Source organism: Klebsiella sp. X1-16S-Nf21 (assembly GCF_002837615.1).
GTDB classification, from domain to species: Bacteria; Pseudomonadota; Gammaproteobacteria; order Enterobacterales; family Enterobacteriaceae; genus Klebsiella; species Klebsiella variicola.
On sequence record NZ_PJDK01000114.1, the window covers coordinates 1 to 12,574 of the forward strand.

Here is a 12,574-nt window from a genome sequence, read left to right on the forward strand (position 1 = left end):
GATTGTCTGATAAATTGTTAAAGAGCAGTTGCGACGCGCTTTAGCGCTCTGTCGCGAGGTGGCGTATATTACGCTTTCCTCTTTCAGAGTCAACCCTGAATTTCAGGATTTTTCTCTTCAACCGAACCGGCTGTTTGTGTGAAGTGATTCACATCTGCCGTGTCAGTGGGAGCGCATTATAGGGATCCCATTTTTTTGCACAAGCCTTTTTTCGATCTTTTTTTCTGAATGGTGATTTTTCACCCTTTTCGTCGCGTAATTGCACGATTTGCTCAATTTTCACCGTTTTCAGGGGTTGCACAGGGAGATAAAAGCCACCAAAGTCTTCTTACATTCCGGTATTTTGAGGTCTATATGTCTGCTCAGCTGCGCCCCTATAAAGCATTTTTCCCACAAATCGGTCTTCGCGTCATGATTGACGCATCCAGCGTTGTCATCGGTGATGTCAGAATTGCCGATGATGTCAGCGTCTGGCCTCTGGTGGCCATTCGCGGCGACGTCAACTATGTATCGATAGGTCAACGCAGCAATATTCAGGACGGTAGCGTTCTCCATGTGACCCATAAGTCCTCTTATAAGCCGGAGGGAAATCCGCTGATCATTGGTGAGGATGTAACTGTTGGTCATAAAGTGATGCTGCACGGCTGCACTATCGGCAACCGCGTGCTGGTTGGTATGGGTTCGATCTTATTAGATGGTGTCGTCGTTGGCGATGACGTCATGATTGGTGCAGGCAGTTTGGTACCGCAGAACAAACAACTGGAAAGCGGCTACCTTTACTTTGGCAATCCGGTCAAACAGATCCGCCCCCTGACGGAGACGGAACGGGAAGGACTGAAGTATTCAGCAAATAACTATGTGAAATGGAAAAATGAATACCTGGATCAGGATAACCAGATCCAGCCCTGAGCATCTTCCTGACCATCGCGGATCAATGCTTCCACCTCTTCCTCTAGATCCCAACGATGTTCCTGGAAGGCGGCCAGCCACTGCGCTGGCCCCTCTGCACCAAAACGCTGCTGCAGGCTCTGTCCTGAAATTGCGCAGGTTAATTGCATCCCATTGACCAGCACAGGAAAAACCACACCCTGCCGTTCGGCATCCCATGATTCCCGGTCAGGAAACTGAATCGCCTGATTCATGCATTCAGTTCCTGCTGCAGCGTTTCGATGACCGGAGCGATAGCCGGCAGGACGCCGTGCCATAGCAGAACAGCATGGGCGGCTTGCGCCACCAGCATTCCCAGCCCATCAGCACAGTGGACTGCGCCATACTGCTGGCACCAGTGAAGAAACGGTGTTGGCCCTTTCTGGTAAAACATGTCATAGCAATACACGTCAGCGTGGACAACAGATGCCGGGATAGCCGGTACATCACCGTCTATTCCACTGGACGTCGCATTGATGATCAGATCGAATGTTTCCCCGGATAAGGTATCCATCTCTCTTGCGCTGACGCTACCGGTATGGGCGAAGAGAGTGGCTAACTCATGGGCACGAGAATAGGTTCGATTCACGATCGTGACGGCACATCCCAGCGACAGAAGCGGCAAAAGAACCCCGCGTGATGCGCCACCAGCACCTACCAGCAGGATCCGCTGGCGCGGCTTAATGAACCCCAGGCGTTCCAGATCGCTCAGGAGGCCAATACCGTCGGTGTTGTCCCCCAGTAAACGGCCATCTTCCAGGCGTTTCAGGGTATTTACTGCTCCCGCCAGCGCAGCGCGTTCTGTCAGCTCGTCCGCGCGCGCAAAAGCTTCCTCTTTAAAAGGAACGGTGACGTTGGCCCCCTTTCCTCCTTCTGCAAAGAACTGATTCAGAGAAGAGACAAAATCGTCCAGCGGCGCCAGCACACGTCCATAAGGATGAGTAATCCCTAACTGGCGGGCAAACAGCTGATGAATAGAAGGCGATTTGCTGTGCGCGATCGGATTACCAAAAACGGCATAGGTTTCCATGGTTCACCCCTGGCGGAACAGTTTACCCGTCAGGGCATCACGGATTTCAGATGGATTTTGCCGTCCACCTGTGGCGCCATCCACAACCGGGAAGCTGTCACCAAACTGAGCATGAACCTCTGCGGTGGTACGACACGGTGGTTGCCCGGTGAGATTGGCGCTCGTCGAGACCAGCGGTTTTCCGTAAGCTTCGCACAATTCAATCACCAGCGGATGGTTGGTCACGCGTACGGCCAGCGAATCAAAACGCCCCGTCAGCCAGCGCGGCGTTTCAGGACGCGCCGGGAATACAAACGTCACCGGTCCCGGCCAGCAGGAAAAGATAGCGTCCCGCTGCGAGTCACTTAACCGTGAATCATCAACATAAGGCTTCAACTGCTCAAAGCTGGCGGCGATAAGGATCAATCCCTTGTCAACAGGACGCTGCTTCAGCTCCAGCAGACGCATGACGGCCGTTTCGCTGTCTGGATCGCAGCCAACGCCAAAAACGGCTTCTGTGGGGTAGGCGATGACATGTTCATTTTTCAGTACCGCCACGGCATGGGCGACGGTTTCTGAGGGCAGGTTATTGTTCACTGATTTATTCCGCCGGGATCGGCTTTCCACATTGTTTACTGGCACAGAAGCGTCTGAGCCCCTGCGCCGTCTTCTTTTCAATTAACAGCGGGTAATGGCATTCAGGGCATTCGCCCGCTACCGGTTTAAAATTGATAACGAACTGGCAATCAGGGTAGCGATCGCAGGAATGAAAGGTTTTACCGAAACGAGAGCGACGCTGGACCAGATGCCCCTGTCCGCATTGCGGACAGGCGATAGCGGTCTCATCGGGTTTATCAATCAGCTCGGTATGCTCGCATTCAGGATAGCGACTGCAGCCGATAAACATACCAAAGCGCCCCTGGCGTAACACCATGACAGCGCCGCAAGATGGGCACTCCTGTCCCTCCAGCACCTTAACGATATGACCGTCCGCCTGACTTTTCAGGGGACGGATATAGTCACAGTCCGGATAATGCGAACAGCCGAGAAACGGGCCATGTTTCCCGGAACGGATCACCAGTTCAGCCCCGCACTGCGGGCAGGGCTCATTTTTACGCACCGAAAACAGTGCTGATTTGGTCATAACAACTCGATGTTGCTGCAAAAAGATTAATGCAGCATACCTTCATTTACTTCGAAGAGTAATTCTTCCATTTGCTGATAGGCGTTTTCACAGCCCGGAATGTTGAACAGTACCATCAGGATGACCCATTTCAGGTCTTCCAGTTCAAATTCAGCTGTATCCAGCGCCAGGACGCGCTCTATCACCATTTCTCGCGTTTCGAGGTTCAACACCTGAATCTGCTCGAGGAAGAGTAAAAATCCCCGGCAACTGGCATCCAGACGCTGGCACTCCTCTTCGGTATACACCCGAAGCGACAGCGGGTCGGAAGCGAGCTGCATGGGTTCAACGAGACCTTCCTGATAATCAGCCAGTTTCTCGAGCCACATTAACGCGTTATAGATATCTTCCCGCTCAAAGCCTGCATCGGTAAGATCCCGCGTCAGTTTGTCCTGATCCACGCGCATTTCTGCTTCGTTATGGATGTAAGTTTCAAACAAATACATGAGTACGTCGAACATGGCTTGCCCTCCTTAATCGGACATAGCCGCCGGGTACAGCTGCGATCCAGCCTGCTAACTCCAGTTCAAGTAGCTGAGCTACGGTTACTGGCACAGATTGGCCGGCACGTTCAGCGACAACGTCAACAGGTGTTACCTCATCTCCTACGTTAGCCAGGAGCTCCGGAAATGGCAATGCTACAGACGGCTGATCGGCGCAATTATTTATCGAATCAGACGTATCAGTAAGCCAGGCCAGCTCGTTTTGCCAGTACTCCACGATATCCTCTGGCGAGGTCACCGGTACCGCGCCTTGCTTGATTAACCAGTGCGGACCTTCAGATCCCGGATTACCAATCGGGCCAGGCAGGGCGAACACATCTCTTCCCTGCTCCAGGGCGCAACGGACGGTGACCAGCGATCCGCTTCGCAACGCCGCCTCAATCACCAGCACGCCCAAACTTAAGCCGCTGATAATACGGTTACGTCGGGGAAAATGAGCGGGAAGCGGCGGCGTAATGAGTGGAAATTCAGAGACCAGCGTACCGCCATTGTCGATGATCTGTTGGGCGAGGTTTGCATGGCGCCGCGGATAAACCTGTTCCAGCCCGTTGCCCAGCACCGCGATGGTTTTCCCCTCCGCGGCCAGCGCGCCGCGGTGCGCAACACCATCAATGCCTAACGCCAGCCCACTGGTGATGGTGATCCCTCTACGCGCCAGCGTTTCGCTGAACAGTTTTCCCCAGCGGGCGCCATACCAGGAGTGCAAACGGCTGCCAATAACGGCAAGCTGCGCGCTGTGAAGCAGGGCGGGGTCGCCACTGACCAGCAACGCGCCGGGGTAATCAGCGATAGCCCTTAGCCGCAACGGATAGCGCGGATCGTCAGCCCGTAACAGATGATGATCCGGGTGTTCCAGCCAGCGCTGCGTCTCGTCAAGCTCCCGCTCGTCAAACCGTAAAAATGGCTTCACCTGCGCCGCGGTCATCCCAACGGCATGTAGCGCTTCACTATCCACGAAAGCGGCTGCGCATAACCGCTGCGCAATATCCAGCATCCTGTCGCCATACAAATTATTGACCTTCATCAGCCGCAGCCAAATCTCGTCGGGCGTCATCCTTACCCCCTGCCATAAGCGGCATTGACAATCTTTGCGATTGGACAGTGAGACTGTCAATTGCAGGGGGTTTTGTCTAGAATAGAGCTAATAATCTTATCAACTCCTGAATACGACTCTGGAACTTTATGGCAGTTTTGCAAGTGTTACATATTCCGGACGAGCGCCTTCGCAAAGTCGCCGAGCCGGTCAAAGAAGTGAATGCGGAAATTCAGCGTATCGTCGATGATATGTTCGACACCATGTACGCCGAGGAAGGCATCGGTCTGGCCGCAACCCAGGTCGATATCCATCAGCGCATCATCGTGATCGATGTGTCGGAAAATCGTGAAGAGCGGCTGGTGTTAATCAACCCGGAGCTGCTGGAAAAAGACGGCGAAACCGGTATTGAAGAAGGCTGCTTGTCCATTCCGGAACAGCGTGCTCTGGTACCCCGTGCGGAAAAAGTGAAGATCCGTGCGCTGGATCGCGACGGTAAGCCGTTTGAGCTGGAGGCCGATGGCCTGCTGGCGATCTGTATCCAGCATGAAATGGATCACCTGGTTGGCAAACTGTTTATTGACTATCTGTCACCGCTCAAACAACAGCGCATTCGTCAGAAGGTTGAGAAACTGGATCGTTTACGTTCCCGTGCCTGATAACAAGGAATACCGTGTCACATTCACTACGTATCATTTTCGCCGGCACCCCCGATTTTGCAGCGCGTCATCTTGACGCGTTGTTGTCGTCTGAACATCAGATCGTTGGCGTGTTTACTCAGCCAGACCGTCCCGCGGGACGCGGCAAAAAATTGATGCCGAGCCCGGTAAAAGTGCTGGCTGAAGCCCATGACGTCCCCGTATTCCAGCCATCGTCTCTTCGTCCGCAGGAGAACCAACAGCTCGTCGCCGATTTAGGCGCCGATATCATGGTGGTGGTGGCGTATGGTCTGATCCTGCCAAAAGCGGTGCTTGAGATGCCGCGTCTGGGCTGCATCAACGTTCATGGCTCCCTGCTGCCGCGCTGGCGTGGCGCCGCGCCGATCCAGCGTTCGCTGTGGGCGGGCGATAGCGAAACCGGCGTGACCATCATGCAGATGGACGTCGGCCTTGATACGGGTGACATGCTGTATAAGCTTTCCTGCCCCATTACCGCTGAGGATACCAGCGGCAGCCTGTACGATAAGCTGGCCGGCCTCGGCCCACAGGGACTGCTGACAACCTTAGCGCAACTGGCAAACGGAACGGCACAGCCTGAAGTCCAGGACGAGTCACTCGTCAGTTATGCCGAGAAGCTGAGTAAAGAAGAGGCCCGCATCGACTGGTCGCTTTCCGCTGCACAGCTGGAACGTTGCATCCGGGCGTTTAATCCTTGGCCAATGAGCTGGCTGGAGATTGACGGGCAGCCAGTCAAAGTCTGGCGGGCATCGGTTATTGCCGAAGCCACGCACGCCGAGCCGGGAACAATAGTGGCAGCAACCAAGCAGGGTATTCAGGTCGCCACGGGTGATGGGATCCTCAGTCTGGAATCACTACAGCCAGCGGGTAAAAAAGCGATGAGCTCGCAGGACTTACTCAATTCCCGCCGGGAGTGGTTCATCCCTGGTACCCGTCTCGCCTGACGGTTGTCTCTTTAAAAGCCCGGGTTAGCCGGGCATTTTTATTTTTGCGCTTATGAAAAACAAAATAAACTTACGCAGTCTGGCCGCCCAGGCTATCGAGCAAGTGGTAGAACAAGGTCAGTCTTTGAGCAACGTTCTGCCCCCTCTGCAGCAGAAAGTCAGCGATAAAGACAAAGCGCTGTTGCAGGAGCTGTGCTTTGGCGTATTGCGTACGCTCAGTCAGCTTGAGTGGCTTATCAACAAGCTGATGGCGCGTCCGATGACCGGCAAACAGCGCACCGTGCATTTTCTGATCATGGTTGGGCTTTATCAGTTGCTCTATACCCGTATTCCTCCGCATGCCGCACTGGCGGAAACGGTAGAAGGCGCGGTGGCCATTAAACGCCCGCAGCTTAAAGGGCTGATCAACGGCGTGCTACGCCAGTTCCAGCGCCAGCAGGAAGCGTTATTAGTCGAATTTGCTGAGCATGAAAACCGCTATCTTCATCCCAAATGGCTGCTGAAACGCCTGCAGCAGGCCTGGCCGCAGCAGTGGCAGGAGATCGTCGATGCGAACAACCAGCGCCCGCCGATGTGGCTGCGCGTTAACCGCAACCATCATTCCCGGGATGAATGGCTTGCTCTGCTTAAAGAGGCCGGCTTAGAGGGCTTCACCCATCCTGACTATCCCGACGCCGTGCGTCTGGCCACCCCTGCCCCAGTCCATGCGTTGCCAGGTTTTGCCGAAGGCTGGGTCACCGTCCAGGATGCCTCGGCCCAGGGCTGTATGCGCTACCTGCTGCCGGAAAATGGCGAACGCATTCTCGATCTTTGCGCCGCACCGGGCGGCAAGACGACGCATATTCTGGAGGTTGCCCCGCAGGCTCAGGTCATGGCGGTGGATATTGATGAACAGCGTCTGTCACGCGTCTATGACAACCTGAAACGGCTGGGCATGAAAGCCGAAGTCAAACAGGGCGATGGTCGCTTCCCTGAGCAGTGGTGTGGCAACGAACAGTTCGATCGTATTCTGCTGGATGCCCCCTGCTCCGCCACCGGCGTCATTCGCCGCCATCCGGATATCAAATGGCTGCGCCGGGATCGGGATATCGCCGAGTTAGCCCAGCTGCAGGCCGAGATCCTGAATGCCACCTGGGAGCACCTGAAACCAGGCGGTACGCTGGTTTACGCTACCTGTTCTATTCTGCCGGAAGAGAATAGTCAGCAAATTTCCGCCTTCCTCGCACGAACCCCGGATGCTGAACTTCATGCAACCGGTACGCCGGCGAGCCCCGGGCAGCAAAATCTGCCGGGCCCGGAAGAAGGTGATGGCTTCTTTTACGCTAAGCTAATCAAACGTCGGAATTAATGGGTCACTGCAGATGAAGATTATTATTCTGGGCGCCGGCCAGGTCGGCGGCACGCTGGCGGAAAACCTTGTCGGCGAGAACAATGATATTACGCTGGTTGATACCAATGGCGACCGTCTGCGCAGCCTGCAGGATAAGTTCGACCTGCGTGTCGTCCAGGGACATGGCTCTCACCCTCGCGTACTGCGCGAGGCGGGGGCCGATGATGCCGATATGCTGGTAGCGGTCACCAGTTCGGATGAAACCAATATGGTGGCCTGTCAGGTCGCCTACTCATTATTCAATACCCCAAACCGTATTGCGCGTATTCGTGCGCCAGATTACGTTCGTGATGCGGATAAGCTCTTCAATTCTGAAGCGGTGCCTATCGATCACTTAATCGCTCCGGAACAGCTGGTCATCGACAATATTCACCGGCTGATCGAATATCCCGGCGCGCTGCAGGTCGTGAACTTCGCCGAAGGGAAAGTCAGCCTCGCCGTAGTAAAAGCCTATTACGGTGGTCCGCTGGTAGGGAATGCGTTGTCCACCATGCGGGAGCATATGCCGCATATCGATACGCGTGTGGCCGCTATTTTCCGCCACGATCGTCCTATTCGCCCACAGGGTTCGACGATTGTGGAAGCCGGCGATGAAGTATTCTTTATTGCCGCCTCGCAGCATATTCGCGCGGTCATGAGCGAACTGCAGCGACTGGAAAAGCCGTATAAGCGTATTATGCTGGTCGGCGGGGGCAATATTGGCGCGGGTCTGGCCCATAAGCTGGAAAAAGATTACAGCGTCAAGCTTATCGAACGTAATCAGCAGCGAGCCGCTGAGCTTGCGGAAAAGCTGCAGCATACAATCGTCTTCTACGGTGATGCATCGGACCAGGAGCTGCTGGCTGAAGAGCATATTGACCAGGTGGACCTGTTTATTGCCGTCACTAACGACGATGAAGCAAACATTATGTCGGCGATGCTGGCAAAGCGAATGGGCGCGAAAAAAGTGATGGTGCTGATCCAGCGCAGAGCCTACGTGGATCTGGTCCAGGGCAGTGTCATTGATATCGCGATATCACCTCAACAGGCCACAATTTCCGCACTCCTCAGCCATGTTCGTAAAGCCGATATTGTCGGCGTCTCCTCCCTTCGCCGCGGTGTTGCCGAAGCGATTGAGGCCGTGGCGCACGGTGATGAGAGCACCTCCCGGGTGGTCGGGCGTTCGATCGATGAGATCAAGCTGCCGCCAGGTACGATCATCGGCGCCGTTGTGCGGGGCAACGACGTAATGATCGCGAATAATAATCTGCGGATCGAGCAGGGCGATCATGTGATCATGTTTTTGACCGATAAGAAGTTTATTTCCGATGTAGAAAGGCTGTTCCAGCCAAGTCCTTTCTTCCTGTAATTCCCAGGGCGCCGAACAGGCGCCTTTTTATTATCCCTTATTATTCAAAGGTTAATATTTTGCGGTAACTATCTACTGGGAATGGCAAATGAAAATACATTTGTTAAACTTACAACGTCAGCTGGCACAAGGAGAATAAAATGAGTTTTTTAAAAGAGTTTCGCGAATTCGCGATGCGCGGGAACGTTGTCGATTTGGCAGTGGGTGTGATCATCGGTGCAGCATTCGGTAAAATTGTTTCATCGCTGGTCGCAGATATTATTATGCCACCACTCGGCCTGTTGATTGGCGGGATCGATTTTAAACAGTTTGCCGTCACGCTACGTGATGCCCAGGGCGATGTCCCGGCTGTCGTGATGCATTATGGGGTATTCATTCAGAACGTTTTCGATTTCATCATCGTCGCGTTTGCCATCTTCATGGCGATTAAACTGATGAATAAGTTAAATCGTAAGAAAGAAGAGGCTCCGGCGGCGCCGCCAGCTCCTTCTAAAGAAGAAGTCCTGCTGAGCGAAATTCGCGATCTGCTGAAAGAGCAAAACAACCGTTCTTAATCAGCACCGAAAGCAGAAGGCCAGTGGTAAAAAAGCGATTCGCTTGCTTGCCACTGGCCTCCCGGTCAATCCTTCCTGCATGTTTATCTTTACGTTGATAGCTTCCTTTCCCTTTCTTGTTTTTCTCTACACGCTGCCTGAATAACGGATCGTGGAGAAGTGCCTCAATGGCGTTATCTTTAATTTGCCCTTTAGTATGCTGATAGCGACTCATATAAACTCCAGTGCATGTGTGAATTCCGCGCGAGTGTAGATCCGCGCGATGAAAAAATCAACGTCCCTTACCGCCATTGCTGGCGCCTTGTTCAAGGGCCTCAAGGATCGAACAATAAACACTACTGTGCGCAGTCCCACAGCAGGCATCATTAAGCCGCTGCAGAGAGCGACGCATCGTCTGCAACTCTTTGATCCGCGCCTCGACTTCGCTTAATCGCGCCTGAACGATCCCTTTCGATTCCTGGCAGGTATGGTGCTCCGGATCGATACGGATCGACAATAATTCGCGGATCGCTTCCAGAGTGAAGCCCAGCTGACGGGCATAGCGAATAAAGCGTAGCCGCTGAAGATCGTTATCCGAGTAAAGACGAAATCCTCCCTCGGTGCGCACGTCATGATCCATCATTTGCTGTTTCTCATAATAACGGATGGTATCTGGCGTGACGTCAGCCAGCTTAGCCAGCTCACCAATACGATACATATTTACTCCTGGTTCATTCTTTGTAGCAAAGCCTCGGCATACTCACCGCGTAAAAAGTCGGTACTCAGACCAGCCTGACGAAGCTTCAGTTCGAGCAAGGCAAGCCGTTTGCTCAGTTCAGCATGACGAGGATCGTCCTGGCGGACGCCCTTCAGTAAATCAGCCAGTGCCACCGCTTCTCTTCGCTGCTCCAGCTCCGGGGGAAGGCATCCAGCATTCTTCAGAAGGCGATAACCTGCCCGCAGCTCCGCCGGCACATGCGAATCGTCATCGAGAGTCAGCGGTTCGCCGCTGCCGGGTAAGTTATCGAACTCACCTTTAGTTTGGGCATCGAGGATATGGCGTTCCGCCCACTGATCCAGTAACCACATTCTACGGCTCCGGGGGATGAACAAAAAGAGTACAGATAGTGTAGTGAAGTGGGGATGCGGTAGATATAAAAAAACCCGCCGGGGCGGGTTTTTTTACGTTACTACAGATTACTCTGCAGCAGCTTCTGCTTTCGGCTCAGCACGATCAACCAGCTCGATGTATGCCATCGGCGCGTTGTCGCCTGCACGGAAGCCACACTTCAGAATGCGAGTGTAACCACCGGCGCGGCTCGCGAAACGCGGGCCCAGCTCGTTAAACAGTTTTGCCACGATCTCGTTATCACGAGTGCGGGCGAATGCCAGACGACGATTAGCAACGCTATCAGTCTTGGCAAGAGTAATCAGCGGCTCAACTACGCGACGCAGTTCTTTCGCTTTCGGCAGGGTCGTCTTGATGATTTCATGACGAACCAGCGAACCTGCCATGTTACGGAACATAGCCTGGCGATGGCTGCTGTTGCGGTTCAGTTGACGACCACTCTTACGATGGCGCATGACCTTATCCTTCTCAGTAAAACCTTAACCTGTGATCCGGTTACTCGTCAGCAATGCTTGCTGGTGGCCAGTTTTCCAGGCGCATGCCCAGAGACAGTCCACGGGAAGCCAGCACGTCTTTAATCTCAGTAAGAGATTTTTTACCCAGGTTCGGCGTTTTCAGCAACTCAACCTCGGTACGCTGTACCAGATCACCGATATAGTGGATAGCTTCTGCCTTGAGGCAGTTAGCAGAGCGGACAGTCAATTCCAGATCGTCAACAGGGCGCAGCAGGATCGGATCGAACTCTGGTTTCTCTTCTTTCACTTCTGGCTGACGTACATCACGTAAGTCAACAAAAGCTTCCAGTTGTTCAGCCAGAATGGTTGCCGCACGACGAATCGCCTCTTCAGGATCGATTGTGCCGTTGGTTTCCATTTCGATGACCAGCTTGTCCAGGTCGGTACGCTGTTCTACACGCGCAGCTTCAACATTGTAGGCAATACGCTCTACAGGGCTGTAGCAGGCGTCGACCAGCAGACGGCCGATTGGGCGCTCATCTTCTTCCGAATGAATTCGGGCAGAAGCCGGCACATAACCGCGACCGCGCTGAACTTTGATACGCATGCTAATAGCAGCGTTCTCATCAGTCAGGTGGCAAATCACGTGCTGCGGCTTGACGATTTCGACATCACCGTCGTGGGTAATGTCGGCTGCAGTCACAGGGCCAATGCCAGATTTATTCAAAGTAAGGATGACTTCATCTTTACCCTGAACTCTCACCGCCAGCCCTTTCAGGTTGAGCAGGATTTCAAGGATGTCTTCCTGAACGCCTTCTTTGGTGCTGTACTCGTGCAGTACACCATCAATCTCAACCTCGGTCACCGCGCAACCCGGCATCGATGAGAGCAGAATACGGCGCAGTGCGTTACCCAGAGTATGGCCGAAGCCACGCTCTAAAGGCTCAAGGGTCACCTTGGCGTGCGTCGAACTCACTTGCTCGATATCGACCAGGCGCGGTTTTAGAAACTCTGTCACAGAACCCTGCATTGTGTCCTCTCTTTGGTACTAAGCTTTACTTGGAGTAAAGCTCGACGATCAGGTGTTCGTTAATGTCCGCAGACAGATCAGAACGCTCCGGCTGACGCTTGAACGTACCTTCCATCTTGCCAGCATCAACTTCCAGCCAGGTTGGCTTTTCACGCTGCTCAGCCAGCTCCAGAGCGGCTTTCACGCGAGATTGCTTTTTCGCTTTCTCACGAATGCTGACAACGTCATTCGCTTTAACCTGATAAGAAGCGATGTTAACAACACGACCGTTTACCATAATCGCTTTGTGGCTAACCAGCTGGCGTGCTTCAGCACGAGTGGCGCCGAAGCCCATACGGTATACAACGTTGTCCAGACGACCTTCCAGCAGAGCCAACAGGTTTTCACCGGTGTTGCCTTTCAGACGTGCTGCT

At 53.8% G+C, this 12,574-nt stretch carries 18 protein-coding genes; 6 read left to right on the plus strand and 12 right to left on the minus strand.

The genetic code is table 11. The features are described from left to right. Positions 1–354: 354 nt before the first annotated feature. Positions 355–909 (plus strand): gamma carbonic anhydrase family protein, encoded by a 555-nt coding sequence (locus CW267_RS28255; protein ID WP_008807065.1) that lies wholly within the window; start codon positions 355–357, stop codon positions 907–909. Here the strand turns inward: CW267_RS28255 and CW267_RS28260 are convergent. From CW267_RS28260 to dprA, 6 genes are read right to left on the minus strand one after another with little or no spacing between them, the layout of a single operon-like run. Beyond that, the gene (locus tag CW267_RS28260; RefSeq protein WP_008807064.1) at positions 885–1,142 is read right to left on the minus strand and encodes a DUF1488 domain-containing protein; all 258 of its coding nucleotides are present in this window, start codon (positions 1,140–1,142) and stop codon (positions 885–887) included. The two genes, CW267_RS28255 and CW267_RS28260, sit on opposite strands and share 25 nt — an antisense overlap. Further along, a complete protein-coding gene (gene aroE, locus CW267_RS28265; protein WP_008807063.1) occupies positions 1,139–1,957 on the minus strand; it encodes a shikimate dehydrogenase in 819 nt (272 codons plus the stop codon). The genes CW267_RS28260 and aroE overlap by 4 nt, the downstream gene beginning before the upstream one ends. Before the next feature lie 3 nt (positions 1,958–1,960). Continuing rightward, on the minus strand, positions 1,961–2,533 hold the full coding sequence (gene tsaC / locus CW267_RS28270; protein ID WP_008807062.1) for an L-threonylcarbamoyladenylate synthase type 1 TsaC: 573 nt from the start codon (positions 2,531–2,533) through the stop codon (positions 1,961–1,963). Positions 2,534–2,537: 4 nt separating this feature from the next. Next, complete coding sequence (locus CW267_RS28275) at positions 2,538–3,080, minus strand: type I DNA topoisomerase (protein ID WP_004145330.1); 543 nt, start codon at positions 3,078–3,080, stop codon at positions 2,538–2,540. Between the two features lie 26 nt (positions 3,081–3,106). Then, entirely contained in the window at positions 3,107–3,580 is a 474-nt protein-coding gene (smg, locus tag CW267_RS28280; protein WP_008807060.1) for a DUF494 family protein Smg, read from the minus strand. Continuing rightward, the gene (gene dprA / locus CW267_RS28285) at positions 3,552–4,676 is read right to left on the minus strand and encodes a DNA-protecting protein DprA (protein WP_012967155.1); all 1,125 of its coding nucleotides are present in this window, start codon (positions 4,674–4,676) and stop codon (positions 3,552–3,554) included. Before dprA ends, smg begins: the two co-directional genes overlap by 29 nt. 128 nt (positions 4,677–4,804) lie before the next feature. Here dprA and def point away from each other — a divergent pair, with 128 nt between their 5' ends. The 5 genes from def (at position 4,805) to mscL (ending at position 9,568) form a co-directional block, all read left to right on the plus strand. Beyond that, a complete protein-coding gene (gene def, locus CW267_RS28290; RefSeq protein WP_008807058.1) occupies positions 4,805–5,314 on the plus strand; it encodes a peptide deformylase in 510 nt (169 codons plus the stop codon). 14 nt (positions 5,315–5,328) lie between these two features. Beyond that, positions 5,329–6,276, plus strand: a complete 948-nt coding sequence (gene fmt / locus CW267_RS28295; protein ID WP_008807057.1) for a methionyl-tRNA formyltransferase — start codon at positions 5,329–5,331, stop codon at positions 6,274–6,276. A gap of 52 nt (positions 6,277–6,328) precedes the next feature. After that, on the plus strand, positions 6,329–7,624 hold the full coding sequence (gene rsmB / locus CW267_RS28300; protein WP_008807056.1) for a 16S rRNA (cytosine(967)-C(5))-methyltransferase RsmB: 1,296 nt from the start codon (positions 6,329–6,331) through the stop codon (positions 7,622–7,624). A 13-nt stretch (positions 7,625–7,637) separates the two neighbouring features. Continuing rightward, entirely contained in the window at positions 7,638–9,014 is a 1,377-nt protein-coding gene (gene trkA, locus CW267_RS28305) for a Trk system potassium transporter TrkA (protein ID WP_008807055.1), read from the plus strand. Between the two features lie 140 nt (positions 9,015–9,154). Further along, complete coding sequence (gene mscL / locus CW267_RS28310; RefSeq protein WP_004145325.1) at positions 9,155–9,568, plus strand: large-conductance mechanosensitive channel protein MscL; 414 nt, start codon at positions 9,155–9,157, stop codon at positions 9,566–9,568. Here mscL and CW267_RS28315 read toward each other — a convergent pair. The 6 genes from CW267_RS28315 to rpsD all read right to left on the minus strand — a co-directional run. Continuing rightward, positions 9,504–9,782 carry an alternative ribosome-rescue factor A gene (locus CW267_RS28315; RefSeq protein ID WP_008807054.1) on the minus strand — a complete coding sequence of 93 codons (279 nt, stop codon included), beginning with the start codon at positions 9,780–9,782 and terminating at the stop codon, positions 9,504–9,506. The two genes, mscL and CW267_RS28315, sit on opposite strands and share 65 nt — an antisense overlap. Positions 9,783–9,839: 57 nt before the next feature. Continuing rightward, complete coding sequence (gene zntR, locus CW267_RS28320; protein ID WP_100781667.1) at positions 9,840–10,265, minus strand: Zn(2+)-responsive transcriptional regulator; 426 nt, start codon at positions 10,263–10,265, stop codon at positions 9,840–9,842. A 2-nt stretch (positions 10,266–10,267) separates the two neighbouring features. Further along, entirely contained in the window at positions 10,268–10,636 is a 369-nt protein-coding gene (locus tag CW267_RS28325) for a DUF1992 domain-containing protein (RefSeq protein WP_008807052.1), read from the minus strand. 108 nt (positions 10,637–10,744) lie between these two features. After that, positions 10,745–11,131, minus strand: a complete 387-nt coding sequence (gene rplQ / locus CW267_RS28330) for a 50S ribosomal protein L17 (protein WP_002919206.1) — start codon at positions 11,129–11,131, stop codon at positions 10,745–10,747. A 40-nt stretch (positions 11,132–11,171) separates the two neighbouring features. Continuing rightward, a complete protein-coding gene (locus CW267_RS28335) occupies positions 11,172–12,161 on the minus strand; it encodes a DNA-directed RNA polymerase subunit alpha (protein WP_002919219.1) in 990 nt (329 codons plus the stop codon). A gap of 25 nt (positions 12,162–12,186) precedes the next feature. After that, positions 12,187–12,574, minus strand: a 388-nt coding sequence (gene rpsD / locus CW267_RS28340; RefSeq protein ID WP_101148694.1) for a 30S ribosomal protein S4, incomplete at its 5' end; no start/stop codon positions are given.